General features: G+C 63.3%; 21 protein-coding genes. 17 read left to right on the top strand and 4 right to left on the bottom strand.

Features of this window, described 5'->3' with window-relative positions; all coding sequences use genetic code 11:
• Positions 1 to 109: 109 nt before the first annotated feature.
• Positions 110 to 1,045, bottom strand: coding sequence for a choline ABC transporter substrate-binding protein (locus tag LB564_RS14995; RefSeq protein WP_140704752.1), 936 nt, complete (start codon positions 1,043 to 1,045; stop codon positions 110 to 112).
• A 262-nt stretch (positions 1,046 to 1,307) separates the two neighbouring features.
• On the opposite strand from LB564_RS14995, the gene LB564_RS15000 reads away from it, so the two are divergent.
• From LB564_RS15000 to LB564_RS15045, 10 genes are all read left to right on the top strand, one after another.
• The gene (locus LB564_RS15000; protein ID WP_224538828.1) at positions 1,308 to 1,919 is read left to right on the top strand and encodes a thymidine kinase; all 612 of its coding nucleotides are present in this window, start codon (positions 1,308 to 1,310) and stop codon (positions 1,917 to 1,919) included.
• Positions 1,920 to 2,049: 130 nt separating this feature from the next.
• Entirely contained in the window at positions 2,050 to 2,439 is a 390-nt protein-coding gene (locus LB564_RS15005; RefSeq protein ID WP_224538830.1) for a c-type cytochrome, read from the top strand.
• Between the two features lie 319 nt (positions 2,440 to 2,758).
• Positions 2,759 to 3,847 carry a hypothetical protein gene (locus LB564_RS15010; protein ID WP_224538832.1) on the top strand — a complete coding sequence of 363 codons (1,089 nt, stop codon included), beginning with the start codon at positions 2,759 to 2,761 and terminating at the stop codon, positions 3,845 to 3,847.
• 39 nt (positions 3,848 to 3,886) lie between these two features.
• Positions 3,887 to 5,032: a hypothetical protein gene (locus LB564_RS15015; RefSeq protein WP_140704744.1), complete on the top strand. Its 1,146-nt coding sequence runs from the start codon at positions 3,887 to 3,889 to the stop codon at positions 5,030 to 5,032.
• A gap of 48 nt (positions 5,033 to 5,080) precedes the next feature.
• Positions 5,081 to 5,872 carry a Fic family protein gene (locus LB564_RS15020; protein ID WP_224538834.1) on the top strand — a complete coding sequence of 264 codons (792 nt, stop codon included), beginning with the start codon at positions 5,081 to 5,083 and terminating at the stop codon, positions 5,870 to 5,872.
• Between the two features lies 1 nt (position 5,873).
• Positions 5,874 to 7,784 carry an AAA family ATPase gene (locus LB564_RS15025; RefSeq protein ID WP_224538836.1) on the top strand — a complete coding sequence of 637 codons (1,911 nt, stop codon included), beginning with the start codon at positions 5,874 to 5,876 and terminating at the stop codon, positions 7,782 to 7,784.
• Positions 7,785 to 7,885: 101 nt separating this feature from the next.
• Complete coding sequence (locus LB564_RS15030; protein ID WP_224538838.1) at positions 7,886 to 8,302, top strand: endonuclease domain-containing protein; 417 nt, start codon at positions 7,886 to 7,888, stop codon at positions 8,300 to 8,302.
• Positions 8,303 to 8,411: 109 nt separating this feature from the next.
• Positions 8,412 to 9,716, top strand: coding sequence for a DUF6638 family protein (locus LB564_RS15035; RefSeq protein ID WP_224538840.1), 1,305 nt, complete (start codon positions 8,412 to 8,414; stop codon positions 9,714 to 9,716).
• 103 nt (positions 9,717 to 9,819) lie between these two features.
• On the top strand, positions 9,820 to 10,944 hold the full coding sequence (locus tag LB564_RS15040) for a DUF2333 family protein (RefSeq protein WP_224538842.1): 1,125 nt from the start codon (positions 9,820 to 9,822) through the stop codon (positions 10,942 to 10,944).
• A gap of 364 nt (positions 10,945 to 11,308) precedes the next feature.
• On the top strand, positions 11,309 to 12,988 hold the full coding sequence (locus LB564_RS15045; protein ID WP_224538844.1) for a formate--tetrahydrofolate ligase: 1,680 nt from the start codon (positions 11,309 to 11,311) through the stop codon (positions 12,986 to 12,988).
• Between the two features lie 67 nt (positions 12,989 to 13,055).
• Here the strand turns inward: LB564_RS15045 and LB564_RS15050 are convergent, their stop codons facing one another.
• Positions 13,056 to 13,700 (bottom strand): cysteine hydrolase family protein, encoded by a 645-nt coding sequence (locus LB564_RS15050; RefSeq protein ID WP_224538846.1) that lies wholly within the window; start codon positions 13,698 to 13,700, stop codon positions 13,056 to 13,058.
• Between the two features lie 125 nt (positions 13,701 to 13,825).
• On the opposite strand from LB564_RS15050, the gene LB564_RS15055 reads away from it, so the two are divergent.
• Positions 13,826 to 14,821 carry a GlxA family transcriptional regulator gene (locus tag LB564_RS15055; protein WP_224538848.1) on the top strand — a complete coding sequence of 332 codons (996 nt, stop codon included), beginning with the start codon at positions 13,826 to 13,828 and terminating at the stop codon, positions 14,819 to 14,821.
• Between the two features lie 18 nt (positions 14,822 to 14,839).
• On the opposite strand, the gene LB564_RS15060 is transcribed toward LB564_RS15055, so the two are convergent.
• Entirely contained in the window at positions 14,840 to 15,397 is a 558-nt protein-coding gene (locus tag LB564_RS15060) for a sugar O-acetyltransferase (RefSeq protein WP_224538851.1), read from the bottom strand.
• Positions 15,398 to 15,588: 191 nt separating this feature from the next.
• On the opposite strand from LB564_RS15060, the gene LB564_RS15065 reads away from it, so the two are divergent.
• The 3 genes from LB564_RS15065 (at position 15,589) to LB564_RS15075 (ending at position 18,268) form a co-directional block, all read left to right on the top strand.
• The gene (locus LB564_RS15065) at positions 15,589 to 16,236 is read left to right on the top strand and encodes a glutathione S-transferase family protein (RefSeq protein ID WP_224538853.1); all 648 of its coding nucleotides are present in this window, start codon (positions 15,589 to 15,591) and stop codon (positions 16,234 to 16,236) included.
• A gap of 182 nt (positions 16,237 to 16,418) precedes the next feature.
• Positions 16,419 to 16,880 (top strand): DUF4126 domain-containing protein, encoded by a 462-nt coding sequence (locus LB564_RS15070; RefSeq protein ID WP_224538855.1) that lies wholly within the window; start codon positions 16,419 to 16,421, stop codon positions 16,878 to 16,880.
• 11 nt (positions 16,881 to 16,891) lie between these two features.
• Positions 16,892 to 18,268: an FAD-containing oxidoreductase gene (locus tag LB564_RS15075; RefSeq protein ID WP_224539213.1), complete on the top strand. Its 1,377-nt coding sequence runs from the start codon at positions 16,892 to 16,894 to the stop codon at positions 18,266 to 18,268.
• Between the two features lie 3 nt (positions 18,269 to 18,271).
• Here LB564_RS15075 and LB564_RS15080 read toward each other — a convergent pair whose 3' ends face one another.
• Positions 18,272 to 18,673 carry a MarR family winged helix-turn-helix transcriptional regulator gene (locus tag LB564_RS15080; RefSeq protein ID WP_411910178.1) on the bottom strand — a complete coding sequence of 134 codons (402 nt, stop codon included), beginning with the start codon at positions 18,671 to 18,673 and terminating at the stop codon, positions 18,272 to 18,274.
• A gap of 221 nt (positions 18,674 to 18,894) precedes the next feature.
• Here LB564_RS15080 and LB564_RS15085 point away from each other — a divergent pair, with 221 nt between their 5' ends.
• The 3 genes from LB564_RS15085 (at position 18,895) to LB564_RS15095 (ending at position 23,797) form a co-directional block, all read left to right on the top strand.
• Complete coding sequence (locus LB564_RS15085; RefSeq protein WP_224538858.1) at positions 18,895 to 21,246, top strand: membrane-bound PQQ-dependent dehydrogenase, glucose/quinate/shikimate family; 2,352 nt, start codon at positions 18,895 to 18,897, stop codon at positions 21,244 to 21,246.
• 167 nt (positions 21,247 to 21,413) lie between these two features.
• The gene (locus LB564_RS15090; protein ID WP_140704715.1) at positions 21,414 to 22,592 is read left to right on the top strand and encodes an MFS transporter; all 1,179 of its coding nucleotides are present in this window, start codon (positions 21,414 to 21,416) and stop codon (positions 22,590 to 22,592) included.
• Positions 22,593 to 22,741: 149 nt separating this feature from the next.
• Positions 22,742 to 23,797 carry a succinylglutamate desuccinylase/aspartoacylase family protein gene (locus LB564_RS15095; protein ID WP_224538860.1) on the top strand — a complete coding sequence of 352 codons (1,056 nt, stop codon included), beginning with the start codon at positions 22,742 to 22,744 and terminating at the stop codon, positions 23,795 to 23,797.
• Positions 23,798 to 23,918 lie beyond the last annotated feature (121 nt).

Consider the following 23,918-nt stretch of genomic DNA (forward strand, 5'->3'; position numbering starts at 1 on the left):
CCTTCGGCCCCGTAATGTCGCGACGTCATCTTGTCACAGGATACGAAAAAGGGCAGCCTTTTCCACAATGGCTGCCCTCTGTTTCGGCCACGCCGAAGTCAAGGTCGGCTCAGCTTCCGAGCGCGGTCTTGATTGCCGCCGCGGCGTCGCCACCGTCGAAAGTGGTGACACCCTCGATCCAGGGCTTCACGGCGTCGGGGTTCTTCTTCAGCCAGTCGGTCGCCACCTTGTTGGCATCGCTGCCCTTGAGGATGGCGTCCATCATCTCGCCTTCCATGTCGAGATTGAACTTCAGGTTGGTAATGAACTTGCCGACATTCGGGCACTCGGTCGTGTAGCCCTTGCGCACATTGGTCGAGACGGTGGCGGCACCGAAACCGCTGTCGCCCATGCCGTCGAGATAAGTGATCTTCATGGCGCCCATCACCGGATGCGGTGTCCAGCCGAGGAAGGCGATCCACTCATTGCTCTTCATCGACTGCTCGGCCTGCGTCAGCATGCCGGCCTCCGAGGATTCGACCAGCTCGAACCCGTCGAGATTGTCCTTCGGGTTCTTGATCATGTCGAGGATGATGCGATTGCCGTCATTGCCGGCCTCGATGCCGTAGATCTTGCCGTTGAACTTGTCCTTGAACTTGCCGAGGTCGGTCAGCGACTTGACGCCGGCATCCGCGACATAGGTCGGCACGACGATGCCGTAACCGGCGCCGGCCAGGTTCTGGCTGACGGTCTCGACCGAACCGTCGGCCGTATAATCCTTGATGTCATTGGTCATCGACGGCATCCAGTTGCCGAGGAAGACGTCGAGGTCCTTGTTCTTTAGCGACGCATAGGTCACCGGAACCGAGAGCTGGATCACCTGCGGCTCGTAGCCGAGCGCGGTGAGCAGCACCGAGGCCAGCCCGGTGGTGGCCTGGATGTCGGTCCAGCCGACATCGGAGAGACGCACCGCCTTGCAGCTTGCCGGATCGCCGGCGAAGGCGGCGCCCGTGGACAGGAAAGCCGCCAAGCCAAGGCCGGCGACGAAGGAATTCATACGCGACATCTGTATTCTCCCATTTCGATTCTTTGGCGAAGCGAAGTTACGGTTTTTGTGCCCGCCTTGTTTCGTCAGCCAAACACCATTCTGGAGTGGTTTCAAGCGCTAAGACAATCACGATCAACGGCGCTGGCTGGCCCATCAGCGACACCGCTGACGCTTTCCATGGCTAGCCCAAGTGCGATCCGCCCCGGCAACGGCGGCTTTTTCGGGGGAATGCGGCGCCGGCCTCTCCCCGCAGGACGAGAAGTCGGCTTAAAAGAGCGTCATGGCCAAGCTTTACTTCCACTACGCGACGATGAATGCCGGCAAGACGACAATGCTGCTGCAGGCGTCCTACAATTACCGCGAGCGCGGCATGGAGACGATGCTGTTCGTCGCCGGCCATTATCGCAAGGGCGACACCGGCCTGATCTCGTCGCGCATCGGGCTGGAAACGGAAGCCGAGATGTTCCGCGACGGCGACGACCTGTTCGCTCGCGTCGCCGAACATCATCAGCGCAGCGCCGTGCACTGCATCTTCGTCGACGAGGCGCAATTCCTGGAGGAAGAGCAGGTCTGGCAACTCGCCCGCATCGCCGACCGGCTGAACATTCCCGTCATGTGCTACGGCTTGCGCACCGATTTCCAGGGCAAGCTGTTTTCCGGCTCGCGAGCGCTGCTGGCGATCGCCGACGATCTGCGCGAGGTGCGCACCATCTGCCGCTGCGGCCGCAAGGCGACCATGGTCGTGCGCCTCGGTCCCGACGGCAAGGTGGCCCGTCAAGGCGAACAGGTGGCGATCGGAAAGGATGTCTATGTCTCGCTCTGCCGTCGCCACTGGGAAGAGGAAATGGGCCGCGCGGCACCCGACGACTTCATCGGTTTTGTCGGCGGTTGACACCAAACCCCGCTTGATCCCGGCATCGGGTAGCCGGCTGCCACCTCTGGCGGTCGCGCCATTCTATGGTGCCTTTGTTAAGGTCGGCGTCCTATTTTCCGCCCTCAGCCAGAGCTCTCCGGGGTCAGCCATGCTTCGAGCCGTCTTGTCCGCCAGCCTTCTCCTCCTTGCCACGTCCGTTGCCGCCCAGGCCGGGGGTGATCCCGTGCTGGGTAAACGTGTCTTCAACCGGTGCATGGCCTGCCATGAGGCGGCGACCGACCGCGACAAGGTCGGCCCGCATCTTATGGGCGTCGTCGGCCGCACGGCGGGAACCGCCGAAAGCTTCCTCGGCCATTATTCGGAGGCGATGAAGAGCGCGGGGGCCGCCGGTCTTGTCTGGGACGAGGCAAATCTTGCCGAATACCTCAGAGCGCCCAAGCTGAAGGTGCCCGGCAACAGGATGGCCTTTGGCGGCCTGACCAATGATGACGACATCGCCAATGTCATCGCGTATCTGAAGGCCGATCCCAAGCCCTGAGCGGACGCCGTTCGTCGTCAGACGACCCGGCCTGGCCCGCGTGCCGTCGCTGCAAATGGTCAGTTGTTGTCGAATTTCAGAACCACCCGCTTCAGTGCGAACTGATTGCTTTGCCGGCATGAAAGTTCAAAATCAACTGAACCAGGCTTGGCCGGCCAGTTGATCACGTCATGACCACGGCTCCATTGCCTTTCAAGGGTTCGGGCGGATATTTTGTTTTCGCGCCGTCCTTATCTTCACGTCTTTCAATCCCCTGATACCCCACATATATTCGCCGCTGTTCGCAACCAGCGAGCGGAAGCCGAAGCGGGAGGCCCCTATGGCGACATTGCAGAATTTCGATGCCGAAATTGCCAAGACCAAGCAGGTCGTCCAGGATATGCGCACCAAGATCGAGCAATCCGGCACCGTGCTCGACACGCTCGCCACCGCTGACAAGAAGATCGGCGACGCCAATTTCGACATCGAGAACGCCCGCATCGAGGATGTGCTGAAGCAGCAGAAGGTGATGGAAGGCAACATCGCCGACCTGATCATCGGGCTTGAGGACGCCACCAACGTCTTCGGCGCAGAGTTCGAGAGCATGAAGAACTATACCGGCTGGGAAAACTTCGTCGGCGTCTTTTCGGCGCAGCGCAAGCAGCGCATGCGCACCGACCGCGTGCGCAACATGTCGCTGGCCGGCAATCTGCAGGAACTGCTGGCCAAGTCCGACACCATCGTCGGCATATTGAAGGCGCAGAAGGAAGTTCTGGACCAGCGCTACAAGACCTCCGAGGCCAGCCTGTCGCAGGTCATCGAGCGCCGTAAGGTAACGATGACCAACCTCGAAGCCGTGCAGAAGCGCATCGAGGAGCTCAATCCGATGCTGCTCGACATCGAGAACAAGATAGCCGCCTCGACCAGCCAGAAGGACCGCACGCAACTCGAAGGCGAGCGCTCCAAGCTGGCCACGGAATACAATGAAAAGCAGGCCAAGGAGCAGGAACTGCTGGCCGAAAGCCAGACGCTGGAGCGCTACACCTCGATGTTCCAGACCTTCGTCGATTCGCTCAACAACCAGATCGCCGCGCAGTCGACGCTGATCAACAAGCTGACCATCGATACCGAGCAGCGCATCGTGCTCTACAAGGCGCTCGAGGATTCGCTGAAGACCGCCGCCCAGCAGGATGTTGCCCACAAGATCAACACGCTGGGCAGCCAGGTCGACAACACCGCCGAGGAAACCATGGCCGGCATCGGCGCCGCCTCGCAGAAGCACATCGGGGACTTGCTGGAGATGCACGAGAAGAACATGGTGGCCAGCGCCGACATCCAGCGCCGCAAGAAGCTGGCCGACGATGCGTTCGCCCGCCGCTTCGACGAGGTGCTGAAGAAGCACAATTCGGCCAATTACGTGCAGTCATAATTGCCGCACGCACCGGTGCGACAATCCAGGGCCAATAGCATGACCTCCGAAAACGACGCGGCGGCGCGGTATTTCTCGGCGATCACGGCCGCGCTCAGCGGCCTTGAAGTGTTCATGCGCGACGACCGCTCGCCGCTTTACCGGCACGGCATCGTCGCCAAGATCGTCGCCGAATACATCGCCCGGCTCGACAAGTCCTTCTCCTGCTGGCGCAACCGGCTGGGCTTCATGGACACGTTCCGCATTTCGCGCGCCGAAAGCGGCTACCCGGTGTTCCAGAACCTGCTCGAACTGGAAAACGACCGCCGCCAGGCGGACAGCCGGCTCGCCAACATTCCCCAGGCCGGCGAGCTGCGCGAGGAGATGGCCGACTTCATCCTGCGCCACAAGGAATTCCCCGAGGCGCTGCAGAAATCGATGGCCGAGCGGCTCTATCTCGAGGACGTCAAGAGCGAGCAGACTTTCGGGCCATTCACGCTGGCGCAGACCGCCAAGGTGTCGGTCAATCCGAAGACGGCGCGGCCCTACTATCTGGTCCACTGGGCGACCTTCGACGGCAGCGCCAACCTGCCCCTGATCTACATGGTGACGGTGGAGGATTCTTCCGAAAGCATGGTCAGCCAGCTTGTCGACCGCAGCGGCAAGCTCAACGACAAGGTCGACATTCCGCTGCCGGTCGACGGCCTTCTCAACCCCGAGCTTGCCCATCGCTTCGACGATTTCACCGAGAAGAATTCGGCCTATACGCTGTCGCCGGCGACGATCGCCGTCAATCTCGACAAGGATTTCGAGCCGCTGCACCCCAAGCAGCTGCGGCGCGTCGTGCTCGGTCCCTTCTATTCGGCAGGCATCACCGACAACAATTCGACGGTGACGGAAGTGCTGGCCAAGGTGCGCAAGCCCGAAAACGCCTGGCTTTTGACCTGGACCATCCAGGAGGTCTATTCCAAGGGCGAGAAGCCCGGCCGCAAGGGCCTGTTCTCCAGCGAGAAGACCACACAGGAATTCTTCATCAACACCGATGACCTGGAAGCCGCGCGGCAGGGCGTATCGAGCTACGAGAATCATGCGCTGATCCCGCACGAGGCCTACCAGGCGCTTTACGCCGCTGGCGAGGCGCAGAAGATTTTTGCCGGCTACAAGGTTCACATCCTGTCGAATGGGCAGGTGATATCGGATGTCTAGTAACCTTGTTTGTGTCATTGAAAGCCACGCAACACCGAGGCGCCAACAATGACCGCCGCGGCTAGCATCTCCAGCAAGAAGCGGCAGCTCGATGCGCTGAAGAAGAGAGTGCGGCCTGGCGCCCTGGATGGCCTGGAACACAGCCAGCGTATCGACATAACGTACACGTCGAACGCCATCGAGGGAAACACGCTGACGGCGGGCGAGACGGCCCTCGTTCTGGAAAAAGGCATCACGATCAGCGGCAAGCCGCTCAAGGATCACCTCGAGGCCATCGATCACGCACGCGCATTGAGTTGGGTACTCGAGATCGCTTCAAAGAACCACCATCCGATCATGGAGGCGGACATCCGCAATCTTCATCATCTGGTCGTGGCGAATTCCAAGCCGGAGATAGCCGGCCAATACGCCGACAGCGCTCGTTACGTGAATACGAATGTCGGCGTATTCAATTTTCCCGCCCCTGTGGAGATCCCGGCACTGATGGAAGCTTTTTGCCGGTGGTTGAGCGCTGCGCCCAGCACGCCACGAACTGGCTTTGAGGCTCATCGGCGTTTTGTCGCCATTCACCCGTTCAATGACGGCAACGGACGTACAGCGCGCCTTTTGATGAATCTGGTGCTGGCGCGAGGCGGCTACCCGCCGGTAGCGATCCGACCGGAAGATCGCCCCGATTACATTGCCGCGCTTGAGATCGACCAGAGCGGCGGCGGGCACGTCGCTTTCGACAAGCTGCTTTTCGAAAGGCTGGATCAGACTTTGGACATATACCTGGACGCGGCGCGTCAGGCGCAGGGTCCTTCCGCGGAAGCCGGGAAAATAATCCCGATGAGGAGCTGACATGGACACCGGCCTGACCACAATCCCGGAAGCGGCTGTTGAAAAGCACCGCGCCACGGCGCAGAGCTTCATCACCCGCATCGTGGTGCTGGAGGATCCCTCGCGCGAGTCCGGCACAGCGCTTGCCGGCACCAACCGCCGCTTCGTGTCCACCGTCTCGGTCGGCTCGGTGCGCCGCACGCGTGAGGTCGAGCTGTCGAAGACCGTCGGCGCCGTCCATCCAGACGATCAGTTGCTGACCATCCCGCAGCACACGCTGCTTTTCCGTGCCCGGCGCGGCACGGCGATCGCGCTGGCGGTATCGGATGTCTTCGCCGAGGGCTCAGATCTCGAAAGCCTGCAGGCGAAAAACACCCGCGCTCCGCTTGAGGGCGACGAGGCGTCGACCTTCAAGAAGCTGCTGTCGGCTTCGGCCTATATTGCGGCCTTCAGCCTTGCGTCCTATCTGTTCCAGCTCATCGACAGCGACGGCGAGGTGCCAAACGATATCCCCGAGCCGGATTTCCTGTTCGACACGCCGCAGGATGCGGTGAAATCGATCCTGGCCGGTCTCGACAAGGCGATAGCGGGCTCGACGGACGACACCGACCTGATGACCCGTGCGCGCGCCTTCGCCCGCGTCGCCATCGACGGGCTTCTGGCGCGCAAGGGCCGTTTCGACGGCATCGGTCCGTTCGAGAACGCCCACATCCGCATCGATGCCGACGACTTCACCCTCGACGGCTTCGACGTCGCGCCGGGCAAGCGCTCCAAGCCGCTGGTGATGACCTTCAAGAAGCCGGAAGAGGTCGTCGGCAACCACATCGCCAAATACCAGTCGGTCAAGCTCGCCAAGATGCTGATGGCCTATGATTTCGAGCGCGAGCTGAACCCGTTCGTCGAGCTTGGCGGCTTCCTGTTCACCTTCATCGGCGACGGCGCGCCCGGCACCGGCAAGACGACGCTGATCCAGATGATCGCCGGTCTCGTCAACGGCTACTGCCAGGTCGCCGGCTATCCCTTCGCCTATGAGAATTTCGGCGTCGACCAGATCTCGTCCTACCAGGGTAAATCGGGCCAGAACTGCCGCCAGTTCATCAACAACGTCTTGAATCCGCGCGTCATCGGCTTCGGCACCATCGACGACATCGACCAGGTCGCCGCCAGACGCTCCGACGACCGCGCCTCGGCCGGCCAGCAGGAAATCACCGGCGTGCTGATGGACGCCTTCGCCGGTGCCGCCACGGTCGTTCGCGGCAATTGCTCCTTCGGCATGTTTTCCAACTATCCCGAGAATGTCGACGACGCGCTGCGCCAGCGCGCCGGCGCCCGCTGGGTGGTCGACGGGCCGCAGACCCGCGACGACTATATCGACATCTTCGTGCTGCTCGCCGGCAAGAACCACGAGATCCCCCTGGGCAAGCACGAGTTATACGCCGCGCAGGAAATCCAACGCGCCGTGACCGAGGCCTATGAGGAGCATGAAAAGCCGCAGGAGGACGGGCTGATGCGGGTCTATGAGCGCTACATGAAGGAAAACGGCGCGCCCAAGACCATGGCCGACATCGGCACCTACCTGTATCTGATCAAGGACGCCGAACCGCGCTTCACCGGCCGCGCCATCAAGAACGTCACCGACGCCATCAAGATGCGCGCCATGGACATCGAGCTTCCCGACGACTGGTTCGAGAAGCCGGAAGTCTTCATGCACAAGAGCTACGACGACAAGAAAGCGATGATCGAGGAACTGCGCGGTCCGTTCTCGCTTGACATGGTCATGCAGGAGATCAACCGCTACGCCGACAGCGAGTTCCGCTATTCCGACAAATCCGACGATGCCACGGTGGAAAAACTGCTGCGCGATGCAAGGCTGCGCGAGCGGGCGGCGCACGAGATGGAAGAGATGAAGAAGAAGGGTCTGTGGAATGCGTGAATTTGATCCGTTGCCCGCGTGTGTTGAAAAGTGTGGCTCGAACGCTGATGCCCCCCTCTCCCCGTCCTTCACGGGGAGAGGGTAAGGGTGAGGGGCAGCGTATGCGTGGACCAGAAATCACGACGACGAAACGGGCAAGGCGTCTGCGGCAATCGGATAATGATGCCGAAGGCGCACTTTGGCTTGAGCTGCGCGATCGCAGACTTAACGGCTATAAATTCGTGCGACAGTTTCCGATAGGAAGCTACTTCGCTGACTTCGCATGCCGGGAGTGCCAGCTAGTTATCGAGGTTGATGGGAGCCAGCATGCCGGCAATAAATATGACCAGACTAGGGATCGCTTCATCGTTTCGCATCGCTGGTCCATGTTGCGGTTTTGGAACGTTGACGTCTTGAAGGATCGGGAGGCCGTGCTGGAAACTATATTGGCGGCCATTGAACAGCGCTTGGACCGCAATATTGACACGCACGAACTTCGATTTATTGCCGCCGAAGGTTACGGGGAGACATATCTTTGACCGTTGGCGCTGCCCCTCACCCTTACCCTCTCCCCGTGAAGAACGGGGAGAGGGGGGCGTCCCCGTCCGCACCTAGTCTCCCGCCGAAATGTACCCTGCGCGCGCACATATGACCCACGCCAAAAAACCCGACCTCCTTCGCGACAACGAACTCATCTACGGCCGTCTGCTCGCCGTCGACGAGCCGCATCTCATCGAGCGCTACAACAAGGCGCTGGCGGCTTTTGGCCTCAAGCCGACCAAGTTGAAGAGCTTCCAGATCGACCGCACCGGCTTTTCGCCCGAAGTGGCCGAGGAGTGCGGCGACTACGACTATCTCGATCCCAACGAGGTCAACCGCCGCTTCATCATCCTGACGCCGTCGCAGATCGACCTGCCGGTGGTGCACACGGCCTTCTCCAACACCTCGCAGCTGATGTTCGAGTTCATGTCCAGGAACCAGCGCGCCATCGATGCGCTGACCATCAAGGACGTCATCTACGGCGAGATCGAGGATTCCGTTCCCAAGGTCAACGACATCGAGGACCTGCTGTCGATCAACCAGGTCGAGTTCAAGGTGCTGTCGGCGGAGGACGTGCTTGGCAAGGCCGCCGAACTCGGCAAGCTGGTCGACCGGCTGAAGCAGGAGCCCGACGCCTGGCGCGACAATGCCATGCTGACCCGCATGGTCGAGTTCGCCAAGGTCTGCGGCGACATCAGAGAGAACGCGCTGGTGCCGGACCAGGTGATCTTCCGCCACAACGCCTACTGGACCAGCCATTTCGGCGGGCTCTACGTCTTTGTCGATCCCGACATGACGACGGTGATCAGCGATCCGGCGGCCCCCGGATTCCGCCGTTCGCGGCCTTGGCAGGTGAGCTATCTCTCGATCAAGGACGCCGACAAGGTTTTCAAATTCCTGGCCGCCACCGGCCGCATCGAACTGCCGCGCGCCTCCTGGGTCGAGGCCTCGGGTTATCTCGAACACCGCGCCGAGATGGTGGTGCGCGCGCTGATCCGCGACGCCGAACCGAACCGCAATCTGACCGATGTCGACAAGGTGTGGTTGCAGACCTGGATCCAGAGCCATGCCGACCTGATCACCAGGGACGGCGATTTCCCATTCCTCAACGCCGCCAAGCGCGAGATCGCCCAGCTTGGCCACCTCAAGCTCGAGGATGTCTTCCCGCAGCAGCGCTTCCTGGTGATCCGCGCCAAGCCGGACCATCCCGACGCCTGGCTGACCAACCGGCTGATCTCGGATTTCGTGCCGTCGGACTTCGTCTCGCGCTACATCTTCAACAAGGACGGCTTCTACAAGGACTATGACGGCTTCAGCGACGCCTGGCGATCGCATGTTGTGGACGTTCTGAAAACCACATATTTGAAGGACAAGGTGGCGTTTCGCACACGCCTCTACGGCCTGACCGACTAGAACGAAATGAACCGTCATTGCGTTCTAACTTGTTGTTTTGGTGCATGATGTTATCCAAAAAGTCCGCAACTTTTTGGCATCGTGCTGAGGGGGTGACATTGCCATGCTCGATCCGATCGTGAATTTCTTCACCCGGATTTTCCAGTGGATCGGCCGCGGCATCGGCCTTCTAATCGGCGCGATCCTGTGGCCCTTCATGTGGGCCGGGCGCTGGTACGGGCAGCGCGGCTGGATCCTGAAGGCCGTGGTCGGCCTGGCCCTTTTGGTGCTGATCGGCCTCTACGCCAACTTCTTCTACGCCACCCAGTGGTGGAACAATTTCAACCCGAACTATCCCGACACCTATACGTTCGAGAAGCGCAATGTTTCGGCCGGTGAGCAGGTGGCCGCCGGCACCGGCACGGACACGGCCAAGACCTGCGGCAACTCCGGCATTGCCCAGGTGGCGGCGGATCTGACTGACTTCAACGTCAACCAGAATGCCTGGATTTCGTCGATGATCCTCTACAAGCTCGGCCTGTTCGGCATCGACTGGGACAACACTCCGTGGATGGACAACAAGGCCTCTTTCCAGCGCGGCATCAACCAGGCGGTGCGGCGCACGGCGACCGAGCTTGCCGACAATCTCGGCCGCGTGCGCACGACCTCGCAGATCGACGCCGACCTGCAGGACGCGCGCGGCAATCTGCAGTTCGACGAATACACCTGGTATTTCGGCGTGAGCCCGTTCGGCCCGAAAACGCCGACGCCGAGCTATTATCGCGACGCGGTGCGCAAGCTGCGTTCGTTCAACGCCCGGCTCGCCACCTGCCAGGCCACGTTCGATGCCCGCGCGGACAATCTGAAACAGTATATCGACCGCATCGCCAGCGACATCGGCTCGACCTCCGCCATCCTCAAGGAGCGCGCCGAGAACCACAACAATGGCTGGTTCGACACCCGCGCCGACGACCGCTACTGGTTCGCCTATGGCCAGCTCTATGCCTATTATGGCCTGATGAAAGGCGCCCAGGCCGATTTCGAGGACGTTCTCAAGGAAAAGCACCTGCAGAGCCTCTGGGATACGATGGACGCGCAGTTCGTGTCGGCCCTGCGTATCCAGCCCTTCATCATCGCCAACGGTCGCGAGGACGGCTGGCTGCTGCCGACCCATCTGACGACGATGGGCTTCTACATCCTGCGCGTGCGCTCCAACATGGTCGAAATCAGCAACGTGCTGACGCAGTAACGGCATTCGCGGTCAGCGACGGCCAATGCATGTTGCCCAAAATCGTCCAGGTTTTGGGAGGACGACATGCATGGGAGATGGCGAATTTGCGCCGTCGCGTCTGTCGCATTCCGTGCATTGTGCGGCTGTTTTGAGACGGCGGAAGCGCCCTTGCTCTGGCTTCTATACGGCGCGGCAAGCGGAGCCAGAAAGAACCGGGACAGGTCGGCCCACCGCAGAGGAATTTTCTCTATAGGAAACATAGTTGCATGAAAGTTGACGCAACCGCAGCGACAGGGTTAGATGCCCGCGCGTCCGGTTCCAGCCTTCTTGCAAGTGACATCAACCCCGTCCCCTCCATCGTCCAATCCAGAGGAAAGCCGTCATGGCCGAAGTGAAGTCCGACATCGAGATCGCGCGTGGCGCCAAGAAAAAGCAGATCCAGGAGATCGGCCAGAAGATCGGCATCCCGACCGAGCATCTGCTGCCCTACGGCCACGACAAGGCCAAGATCTCAGCCGAGTTCATCAAGTCGGTGAAGGGCAACAAGGACGGCAAGCTGATCCTCGTCACCGCCATCAACCCGACGCCTGCCGGCGAAGGCAAGACCACCACCACGGTCGGCCTCGGCGACGGCCTGAACCGCATCGGCAAGAAGGCGATCGTCTGCATCCGCGAGGCCTCTCTCGGCCCGAATTTCGGCGTCAAGGGCGGTGCCGCCGGCGGCGGCTACGCGCAGGTGGTGCCGATGGAGGACATGAACCTCCACTTCACCGGCGACTTTCACGCCATCACCACGGCGCACAATCTTCTGTCGGCGCTGATCGACAACCACATTTACTGGGGCAATGAACTCGGCATCGACACCCGCCGCGTGGTGTGGCGCCGCGTCATGGACATGAACGACCGGGCGCTGCGCGAAATCATCTGCTCGCTCGGCGGCGTCGCCAACGGTTTTCCGCGCGAGGCGGGCTTCGACATCACCGTCGCCTCGGAAGTCATGGCCATCCTGTGCCTGTCCACCGACCTGAAGGACCTGGAAAAGCGCCTCGGCGACATCATCGTCGCCTACCGCCGCGACAAGTCGCCGGTCTATGCCCGCGACCTCAAGGCCGACGGCGCCATGGCTGTCCTGCTCAAGGACGCCATGCAGCCCAACCTGGTGCAGACGCTGGAGAACAACCCGGCTTTCGTCCATGGCGGCCCGTTCGCCAACATCGCGCATGGCTGCAACTCGGTCGTCGCCACCACCACGGCGCTGAAGCTTGCCGACTATGTCGTCACCGAAGCCGGCTTCGGCGCTGACCTTGGTGCCGAGAAATTCTTCGACATCAAGTGCCGCAAGGCGGGCCTCAAGCCGGCGGCGGCCGTCATCGTCGCCACCGTGCGCGCCATGAAGATGAATGGCGGCGTCAAGAAGGAAGATCTCGGCAAGGAAAACATCGAGGCGGTGAAGAAGGGCTGCGCCAACCTCGGCCGCCACATCGAGAACATCCGCCAGTTCGGCGTGCCGGCGGTGGTTGCCATCAACCATTTCTATTCCGACACCGACGCCGAAATCCAGGCGATGAAGGACTATGTCGCCTCGATGGGCGAAGAGGCGATCCTGTGCAAGCACTGGGCCAAGGGCTCCGCCGGCATCGAGGAGCTCGCCAACAAGGTGGTGGCGCTGGCCGAATCCGGCGCCTCGCAGTTCGCGCCGCTCTATCCCGACGCCATGCCGCTGTTCGAGAAGATCAACACCATCGTCCAGCGCATCTATCGCGGTTCGGAAGCGATCGCCGACAAATCGGTGCGCGACCAGCTCAAGGCCTGGGAAGACGCCGGCTACGGCAATCTGCCGGTCTGCATGGCCAAGACCCAGTACTCCTTCTCGACCGACCCGAACCTGCGCGGCGCGCCGACCGGCCACACCGTGCCGGTGCGCGAGGTCAGGCTTTCGGCGGGCGCCGGCTTCGTCGTCATCATCTGCGGCGAGGTCATGACCATGCCCGGCCTGCCCAAGGCGCCGTCCTCGGAAAAGATCTTCCTCAACGAGGCCGGCCAGATCGAAGGCCTGTTCTGATCTTTTGTCCCGACAATTGAAAAAGGGCGCCGCATCGCCGCGGCGCCCTTTTTGTTTGCGGATCGTCCTACGCGGCGCTGCGCGCCAGCGCCCGCTGGTTGGAGGCATAGATGGTGTCGCGTTCCGGCAGCGCGCCGGTCTTCAGGCAATCGACCCATTCGGCGGTCTTGAGCACGGCGGCGAAGCGCGACTGCAGGATGATGCTCACCACGCGATGGATCTCCTCGGCCGAGGCATAGCCGGCGCTGTTGGCGTAAGGCACCGAACCGGTGGCGTCGGACAGGAACTCGACGGCAAAGCCCATATGCACGGCATGGATGATGGTCGACAGGTCGCAATTATGCGTCATGTAGCCGACGACCGCGATCGTATCGACAGCATTGGCGCGCAGCCAGGCCTCGAGGTCGGTGCCGGTGAAGGCACTCGGCAAATTCTTCTCGACATAATGGTCGCGGCCACGCTTGGCGATTTCCGGATGCAGCTCGCCGCCATGGCTGCCCCGGGCGAAGATCGGCGATGTCTCGGGCGCCATCTGCTTGACGACCACGACCTTGATGCCTGCCGCCGACGCCGCATCCATGGCGCGCGCCACATTGACGACGCTGTCGCGGAACGGGGGGTGCTGGATGGCCAGATTGCCGCCATCATAGTCGTTCTGGACGTCGATGACGACGAGCGCGCGGCGCGGCGTGGTGTTGGCTGGGTCAGACATGATGTTTTCCTTCCGGCTTGAATGCGATGGCCGAAAATAGGCCGGTCGATGAGCGATCAAAAGTGGCCCGATTGACATCATTCGAAAGAATTGGGACAATCCACCTTCCCTCACTGGAAATGCCAATGAACGCCCCGACCATTGCCGTACTTGCCTTCGACGGCATCAGCCCTTTCCATCTCTCCGTGCCTTGCCTGGTGTTCGGCGCCGATCGCACCAGCCTCGGCCTGCCGCGCTTCGACTTCCGCGTCTGCGGGGTCGAGAAAGGCCCGTTACGGACCGATGCCGGCCTGGGCATCTTGGTGCCGTATGGGCTGTCCGCGCTCGACGACGCCGACATTGTCATCATCCCGAGCTGGAAGGATCTCGAAGCCCCTCTGGCCGAACCGCTCGAGGACGCGCTCGGCCGCGCCCACCGGCGCGGCGCGCTGATCGTGGGCCTGTGTCTCGGCACCTTTGCCATCGCCGCCGCCGGCCTGCTTTCGGGCCGAAAAGCCACCACCCATTGGGCATATACGGAGCAGTTGCGGGCCCTGCATCCCGACGTTTCGGTCGATGCCGATGTGCTCTATGTTGATGACGGCGACATCGTCACCTCCGCCGGCGTCGCTGCCGGGCTCGACTGCTGCCTGCACATCGTGCGCGCCCGCTATGGCGCGGAGGCGGCGCTGCGGCTCGCCCGGCACGTCGTGATTTCGCCGCACCGGCAGGGCGGACAGGCGCAGTTCATCGAGCGTCCCGTGGCAAGAACCGCCAAGGCCGACCGCTTCACCGGGGCACTCGACGCAGTGCGCGCGACACCAGGCGAAACGCATAGCCTCGACAGCGTCGCCGAAGCCGCCGGCCTGACGCGGCGCACCTTCACCCGGCGCTTCCAGAAATCGATCGGCACCAGTTTTGGCGACTGGCTGACCAGCCAGCGGGTCGAACTGGCGCAGCGCTTGCTGGAAGCGACGGAGAAATCGATGGACATCGTCGCCTTCGAAGCCGGCTTCGGCAGCGCCACCTCGCTGCGCCAGCATTTTTCGGCGCGGCTCAGGACCTCACCGGCGCAATATCGGCGCGAGTTTTCCGGGCGAGCCGGCCGGGACGAGGGCACGACGCTCGCTTTGTCGCATTGATTGCCGACCTAAGTCTCCTCAGCCGCGTTTGACCGGCCGCGCCGGATTGCCGACCACGGTCGTGTTCGCCGCCACGTCGCGCGTCACCACCGCCCCGGCGCCGACGATGGCGCCCTCGCCGATGCTGACGCCGCCCAGGATGACGGCACTGCCGCCGATCCAGGCATTGTCGCCGATCGTGACCGGCCTGGCGATCTCCAGTCCCGCCCGCCGCCCTGCCGGCTCCCTGTGGTGCTCGGCGCAGTAGATCTGCACATTGGGGCCAAGCAGCGTACCCTTGCCGATGCGCACCGAAGCGGTGTCGAGGATGGTGCAACCGGCATTGAGGAAGACACCGCTGCCGAGAAACAGATTGAAGCCGTAGGCGCAGTGGAACGGCGCTTCTATGCGGACGCCCTCCCCCACGCCGCCGAGCAGTGCCCTCAAGGCCGGTCCGAGGTTACCGCGCTCGCGCGGCGGCAGCATGTTGTGCTCGAACACCGCGTCGCGCGCCGTGGCCCGCAAGGCCTCCAGTTCGTTATCGAGGCAGGTGTACCATTCACCATCGGCCATTTTCGCGCGTTCGCTCTCAGCCATGGCAGTCCCTCCGTTTGACGTCATTGCCAAAGCACAGCTGACGCGAACAGAAAAGCGCGGAGGCATGTGTTAGGCCGTCGCGATCCGCGCCCAGGGACAAAAATAGTTGAAGATCGCTGTCGATTTCCCGGTAACTCATTCGTCCTCGATAGGAAGCCGAAGAACTTCGCCCGAGCAAGGAAACGGATACGATGACGATCACGATCACGGCGTTTGAACGATCTCCCGATGGCGGTAAGGGACTGGCGCGCGATACCCGCGTTCGCTGGGCGCTCGAAGAAGTGGGGCAGCCTTACGAGGTTCGCTTTGTTTCCTTCGCGGGAATGAAGGCGCCGGAGCACTTGGCCATTCATCCTTTCGGCCAGATCCCTACCTATGAGGAAGGGGCCCTCTCGCTGTTCGAGACCGGCTCGATCGTCTTTCATCTCGCCGAGCAAAATGCGGGGCTGCTGCCGGAGGAGCGCAATGCCCGCGCCCGCGCCATCACGTGGATGTTTGCCGCACTGAACACCGTCGAGCCGCCGGTCCTCGAATTGACCACGGCAAGGATATTCGAAGCCGACAAGCCTTGGAGCGAGGAGCGCTTGCCGCTGGTGAAGGATCGTGTTCGCGACCGGCTCGACAGGCTCTCGACCTATCTGGGCGCCGCCGACTGGCTCGATGATGCGTTCAGCGCCGGCGATCTGTTGATGGTGTCGGTGCTGCTGCGACTGAGACCATCGGGCATTCTGGACGAATATCAGAACCTGGCCGCCTATGTCGCTCGTGGGGAAGCTCGACCCGCTTATGTCAGGGCTTTTGCCGCGCAATTCGCGGTCAACGCTCCATCAGCCAGCTGAAACATCGGTTGATGGAGCTGAGCCGAGCAGCTTTGAGGTAGCAACAAGTGTTGACCGTTGCTTGGCGCTTCCAGCCTGGCCAAGCTTCGCGTCCTCATGAGTCTCCAGCCTAGCCAAATATCCGGCCTATGGTAGCCTGCCGTTTCAGGGCCGTTCCGGCCCGGGATCGAGGGGGATCGACCATGCTTTACATTCTCGCACTTCTGATCGGCGTCATTGCCGGCCTGCGCGCCATGACGGCGCCCGCCGCCGTCGCCTGGGGCGCCTATCTCGGCTGGCTGCCGGTCGCCGGCACCTGGGCGAGCTTCATGAGCCATTGGGCCGCTGTCGGCATCTTCACCATCCTGGCCATCGTCGAACTGGTCACCGACCAGTTGCCGTCGACGCCAAGCCGCAAGGTGCCGCAGCAGTTCGGCGCCCGCATCCTGCTCGGCGCCTTCTCGGGCGCGGTGATCGGCGCGGCCGGCGGCGCCACCATAGTGTGCCTGATCGCCGGCGCCATCGGCGCGGTCATCGGCACGCTGGGCGGCGCCGAAGCGCGCGGCCGTCTGGGCTCCGCCTTCGGCAAGGACCCGCCCGCCGCCTTCATCGAGGACGCGGTTGCCATCATCGGCGGCCTGCTGATCGTGGCGGCGGTGGCATGACGGCCCAGACCTTGAACACGAAAACCTTCGACGCCATCATCATCGGCGCTGGCCAGGCCGGTACGCCATTGGCGGGCCGGCTGACGGCCGCCGGCATGACCGTGGCGCTGATCGAGCGCAAGCTGGTCGGGGGCACCTGCGTCAACACCGGCTGCATCCCGACCAAGACAATGGTGGCGAGCGCCTATGCCGCGCATCTCGCTCGCCGCGCCGCCGATTATGGCGTGACGCTCGGCGGTCCGGTCGGCGTCGACTATAAAGCGATCAAGGCGCGCAAGGACAAGGTGTCGGGCGCCTCTCGCACCGGGCTCGAGACCTGGATCGCCGGCATGGACAAATGCACGCTCTATCGCGGCCATGCGCGCTTCGAATCCGCCAACACGGTGCGTGTCGGCGAAGACCTTTTGACCGCGCCAAAGATCTTCCTCAACACGGGCGGCCGCGCCTCGGTGCCCGACCTGCCCGGCATCCACGACATCGACTATCTGACCAACTCCTCGATGATGGATCTCGATGTTCTGCCCCGCCACCTGATCGTCGTCGGCGGCAGCTACATCTCGCTCGAATTCGCGCAGATGTTCCGCCGCTTCGGCTCGGACGTCACCGTCATCGAAAAGAGCCCGCGCCTGACCGGCCGCGAGGACGAGGACGTCTCGGCGGCAATCCTGTCGATCCTCGAAAACGAAGGCATCGCGGTCCATGTCGGCGCCGAGGACATCGGCTTCGCCAGGCAAGGCGCAGATATCGCCGTGACCTTCTCGGCCGGCAAGGCGCCAGCCGTCGGCTCGCATGTGCTTTTGGCACTCGGACGGAACCCAAACACCGACGACCTCGGCCTCGACAAGGCCGGCGTCGAGGTCGACAAGCGCGGCTTCGTCACGGTCGACGACCAGCTGCGCACCAGCGTGCCAGGCATCTGGGCGATGGGCGATTGCAACGGCAAGGGCGCGTTCACCCACACTTCCTACAACGACTACGAGATCGTCGCCGCCAATCTGCTGGACAGCGATCCGCGCAAAGTCAGCGACCGCATCGAGGCCTATGCGCTCTATATCGATCCGCCGCTCGGCCGCTGCGGCATGACCGAGACGGTGGCGAGGAAATCCGGACGCCGCGTCCTGGTCGGCCAGCGGCCGATGACCCGCGTCGGCCGCGCCGTCGAGAAGGGCGAGACGCAAGGCTTCATGAAGATCATCGTCGATGCCGACACCAGGGAAATCCTCGGCTGCTCGGTGCTCGGCCCGGGCGGAGACGAGGCTGTGCATTGCGTGCTCGACCTGATGTACGCCAAGGCGCCGGTCGACACGCTGGCACGCGCCGTGCACATCCACCCCACGGTTTCGGAGCTGTTGCCGACGATAGCCCAGGAGCTGAAGCCGCTGGCCTGAAACCTATTTCCCGGCTTCCGGGCCAGTCAGCTTCGTCTCCAGGCGGCCGAGCAGCAGCACGGCCCCTTTCAATTCGTCGGCGCCGACATCGCTCAGCAGGTCGGCGCGCAGCACCGCCAGCAGGCGCTCGATCTCGGTGACGCGGCTGCGCCCGGCATCGGTCAGCGACAGGATCTTGGCGCGCCGGTCGGCGGCGTCCTCCATGCGCCTCACCAAGCCCTCCTCGACCAGCAGGTCGACGATGCGCACCAGCGACGGCCCTTCGAAGCCGAGATGGTCGGCGAGCACCCCCTGGCGCAGATTGTCGCCAAGCCGCGACAGCATCACCAACGGCATGGCGGTGGCATGCGACAGGCCGCAATCGTCGAGCGCCTTGTCGGCCGCGCGGCGCCACAGCCTCGCCACTGATATAACGAGTTGGCCAAATCTGGCTCGATCCGGATCTTGCTTGGGCATGACGGAAAAGATAACATGCTATCTATTAGGTTGCGATAAAATTCTTTTCGCTGGCGAAGCCCCCGTCGCCACAACCGGAAGCCGACGACCGAGCTCTAAGATCACCCTGACGGTCCCTTTTGGCCGCCGCGACCGCGAGGCGCCGAACCCGGGAAAATGTGAGGTCCGACATGTCACAAGATACCAACGGCTCCCGCGGCGTCTGGCTGCTCGTCCTTTTCGGCCTGTTGCTGATGATCATCGGCCTGCCGCTGCTCTATGGCGGCGTCCAGCTCGTCGGCCTCGGCGGGTCCTGGTATTATGCGCTGGCGGGCGCTGGCATCATCATCTCCGGTTTTCTCCACGCACTGCGCCGGAAGGCCGGTTTCTGGCTCTACATCCTCATCTTCCTCGCCACTGTCCCTTGGGCGTTGTGGGAGGCCGGATTGAATTTCTGGCCGCTGGTGCCGCGGCTGGTCGCTCCAGCCGTGCTGGCGGTGATCGCCCTCCTGCTGGCGCCGATGTTCCCGTCATCGAGCGGCGGCAGGCGTGGTCCCTTCGCCGCTGCCGGCATCCTCGTCCTCGGCCTGATCGCCACCGCCGCCTACGCCTTCCAGCCGCATGGCGTGATCCGCGAAACGGCGTCGGCCAGCGAAACGCCGCCGCCCGCCGCCCTGGCCACCAGCAGCGACTGGCGCCATTACGGCCGCACCCCCGCCGGTACGCGCTACGCGCCAATCGGCCAGATCAACAAGGACAACGTGAAGGACCTGAAGGTCGCCTGGACCTTCCGCACCGGCGATATCCCGGTCAAGGGCGCCGAGGACCAGAACACGCCGCTGCAGATCGGCGACACCGTCTATACCTGTTCCTCGAAGAATGTCGTCAACGCTCTCAACGCCGAGACCGGCGAGCCGCGCTGGAAGTTCGACCCGAAGGCCTCGGGGCCGCTGTGGCAACGTTGCCGAGGCGTAAGCTATTACGAACCCGCTGCTGGCGGCGCGGCGCCTGCCGCATGTGCCAGCCGCATCGTCATGACCACCATCGATGCGCGGCTGATCGAGATCGACGCCAAGACCGGCCAACCCTGCCCGGATTTCGGCCAGGGCGGCACGGTCGATCTCAAGCAAGGCATGGGCGAGGTCAAGGCCGGCTTCTACTTCCAGACTTCGGCACCGACGGTCATGCGTGACCTGATCATGGTGGGCGGCTGGGTCTGGGACAATGTCGAGACAGGCGAACCCTCCGGCGCCGTCAGGGCATTCAGCGCCAGGACCGGCGAACTGGTCTGGGCCTGGGACCTCGGCAATCCAGCAATCACCAAACTGCCGCCGGAAGGCCAGAGTTACACGCGCGGCACGCCCAATGTCTGGTCGACGCCAAGCTATGACGAGGCGCTCGGCCTCGTCTATTTGCCGACCGGCAACGCCACGCCCGACTTCTTCGGCGCCGAACGCTCCAAGGCGGCGGAGGACTACACCGCCTCTGTCGTCGCGCTCGACATCGCCACCGGCCGCGAGCGCTGGAAATTCCAGACCGTGCATCACGATCTGTGGGACTACGACCTGCCCTCGCAGCCGGCGCTGTATGACGTGCCGGATGGCAAGGGCGGCACGGTGCCCGCGCTGATCCAGGTGACCAAGCGCGGCCAGATCTTCATGCTCGACCGCCGCGACGGCAAGCCGATCGCCGAAGTGCGGGAAAAGCCGGTGCCGCAGGATGGCGGCGCCAAGGAGGATTTCCTGTCGCCGACCCAGCCCTATTCGGTCGGCATGCCCTCGATCGGGGATCAGCCTTTCACCGAGGCCAGCATGTGGGGCGCCACCCCGTTCGACCAGCTCTATTGCCGCATCGGCTTCAAGAAGCTGCGCTACGAAGGCGAGTTCACGCCACCGGGCCCGACGCGCTCGCTGCAATTTCCCGGCTATTATGGCGGCATGAACTGGGGCAGCGCTTCGATCGACGAGGCCAATGGCTATCTGATCGTCAACGACATCCGCATGCCCCAATTCGTCGTGCTGCTGCCGCGCGCCGAGGCCGACAATTACGGCCCCTCGGCGGCGCATGACGGTCTGGGCACCCAGCTCGGCACGCCTTACGGCGCGCTCAAGAACGGCTTCATGTCGCCGCTCGGCGTGCCCTGCCACCAGCCGCCCTACGGCACGATCAGCGCCATCGACCTCAACACCCGAAAACTCGTCTGGCAGGTTCCGGCCGGCACGCTGCAGGACACCGGCCCGCTCGGCATGAAAACCGGACTGCGGATCCCGATCGGCATGCCGTCGCTCGGCGGACCGGTGACGACGGCGGGCGGCCTCGTCTTCTATGCCGGCACGCAGGATTATTATCTGCGTGCCATCGACATTGCCACCGGTGAGGAACTCTGGAAGGGCCGCTTGCCGGTCGGCGCGCAGGCAACACCGATGACCTACACTTCGCCCGAAAGCGGCCGCCAGTTCGTCGTCGTCTCGGCCGGCGGCGCACGCCAATCACCCGATCGCGGCGACTACATCATCGCCTATGCCTTACCGAAGGCGCCATGACCGTGCAAATTTCTTCGACATCATATCGATGATCCCCAACGGGGCGCCGGCGCCCCGTTTTCAATCTGCTCCACGCTTTCTGCATTGCTGCATTGCGGCAATGTCTGTTGCGCCCGGCGGGGATCCTCGCGCAGTCTAAAATTGAACCGATTCAGTCTGGACGCCCCATGCCTTTGCCGATCCTTGCGCTTGCCATTGCGTCCTTCTGCATCGGCACCACCGAATTCGTCATTATGGGCCTGCTGCCGGAGGTCGCCGCCGATCTCGGCGTGACGATCCCCGCCGCTGGCCTGCTGGTTACCGGCTATGCGCTGGGCGTCGTCTTCGGCGCGCCGATCGTCGCCATGGGCACAGCGCATCTGCCGCGCAAGCCGGTGCTGGTCGGACTGGCCGCTTTGTTCGTCGTCGGCAATCTCTTCTGCGCCATCGCGCCCAATTACTGGCTGCTGATGGCCGCGCGCGTCTTCACCGCTTTCGGCCACGGTGCCTTCTTCGGCATCGGCTCGGTCGTTGCCGCCAGCCTGGTGCCGCGCAACAAGCGCGCCAGCGCCATCGCGCTGATGTTCGCCGGTTTGACGCTCGCCAACATCCTCGGCGTTCCGGCCGGCACGGCGCTCGGCGAAGCCTTCGGCTGGCGCGCCACTTTCCTGGCCGTCGTCGGCATCGGCCTGGTCTCGGTCGCGGCCATCGCCTGGCTGGTACCGTCGGATGTCACGGAACCGAGTGGCGGCGGCCTGCGCGCCGAAGTCCGCGTGCTCGGCAAGCTGCAGGTGTGGCTGGCGATGCTGATCGCGGCGCTGACCTCGGCCAGCCTGTTCGCCGTCTTCACCTATATCAAACCCTACCTCACCGACGTGTCGGGCCTGTCGACCTCTGCTGTCACCTGGGTGCTTTTGCTGTTCGGCGCCGGCATGACCATCGGCAACATCATCGGCGGCCGACTGGCCGACTGGAAACTGATGCCGACGGTGATTGCTACCTTGCTGTTGATGGCGCTGCTGTTCGTCGGCTTCATGCAGTTCGGCGCCATCGCCAGCGTTGCCATCGGCATCGTCTTCCTGTGGGGCCTGCTCATCTTCGTCGTCGTGCCGCCGCTGCAGATCCGTGTCGTCGAGGCCGCGTCCGAAGGGCCGAACCTTGCCGCCACGCTCAACCAGGGCGCCTTCAATGTCGGCAATGCCGGCGGTGCCTGGATCGGCGGCGTGGCGCTGTCGGCAGGCGTTTCCTATGCCAATCTGCCGCTGGTCGGCGCGGTGCTCGCCTTGCTGGCGGTCGGCGTGGCGGTGCTGTCGCAGGCGCTGGACCGGCGCGCGCCGGTCGCCGCCCTCCAGCCTGCCGCCGAATAGCCGCTTGCGCCCAAAAGCGCGCGGCGGTTTGGGGAGAACGACATGGGGCAAGCAAGAGACTAGTATTGCGCCCATAGCGCGAGAGGCTGGACCAATCGACATCGATACCTTCAGGTGAGCATGTCTTCATGCTCTTTATGGAGGAAGTCATGCAGAAATCGATCGAACGCATCGCCGGCGACAGCGACGGCGTTTCCTACGAATTCCCGGTGTTCCGCTTCGCCGGTGCCGACAAGGCCGCCCCTTCGGCCTATCTGCAGGCGGCACTCCATGCCGGCGAATTGCCTGGTGTCATCGCTATCGATGCCTTGATGCCGGCGCTGAACAAGGCTGAGGCCGAAGGCCGCATCAGGGGCAACATCACCATCGTGCCCTGGGCCAACCCGATCGGCCGCGCGCAATATCATTTCGGCGAGCATCAGGGCCGCTTTCATCTGGGCACGCGCACCAACTTCAACCGCGGCTTCCCGCTGCTGGCGGCGCCCGACGCCAAGCTCTTGCCCGACATCAGCCTTGGCGGCGCCGACCAGCGGTTGAAGTCACGCCTAGTGCAGCTTTCGCTCGGCCACGACATCGTGCTCGACCTGCACTGCGACGACGAGGGTCTTGCCTATCTCTACGTCCACACCAGCCTGTGGCCAGCCATGGCCGATTGCGCCGCCGCTATGGGCGTCGATGCGGTCGTGCTGTGGAGCGAGGACACCGACGGCACTTTCGAGGGCGCCTCGATCATGCCCTACCAGAACGCATCGGCCGATGTGGCGAAGTTCGACAGGCGCGTCGTCACCACCGTCGAATATCGTGGCATCCTCGATGTCGATGGCGCGCTCGCCTCGGCCGACGCGGCAGGCCTCTACCGGCTGCTCGCGGCGCGCGGCGTGATATCCGACACCGCCCTGCCCGCACCCGGTCCCTTCAAGGGTGTCGCGGCACCGCTGGAGAACATCGACATGATGCCGGCTCCCCGTGCCGGCGCTGTCCTCTACGACGTCAAGCCCGGCGACCGCGTCGCCAGGGGCGCGCGCCTCGCCACCATCGTCCATGCGCCAGGCGAAGCCGACGGCCGCACCGAAGTGTTCGCGCCGCAGGACGGCTTCATCCTGACGCGGCGCTCGCGCCGCATCATCCGCGCCGGCGAAGACCTGTTGAAACTGGTCGGCGACGGCAAGAGCAGCGACGCCAGGTCGGGCACGCTGGAGGACTGAGCCTCCGTCGAATCCAGTTGCGCCGCCGCCCAATCGCCGCTAAGGGAATCGCCATGAACATGCGTTCGACCAAGACCATTTGGTGGTGGGCCTGCTGACAGCGGCCTGTTCGAACGCGTGC

This window comes from Mesorhizobium sp. ES1-6 (genome assembly GCF_020164775.1).
Lineage (GTDB): Bacteria > Pseudomonadota > Alphaproteobacteria > Rhizobiales > Rhizobiaceae > Mesorhizobium.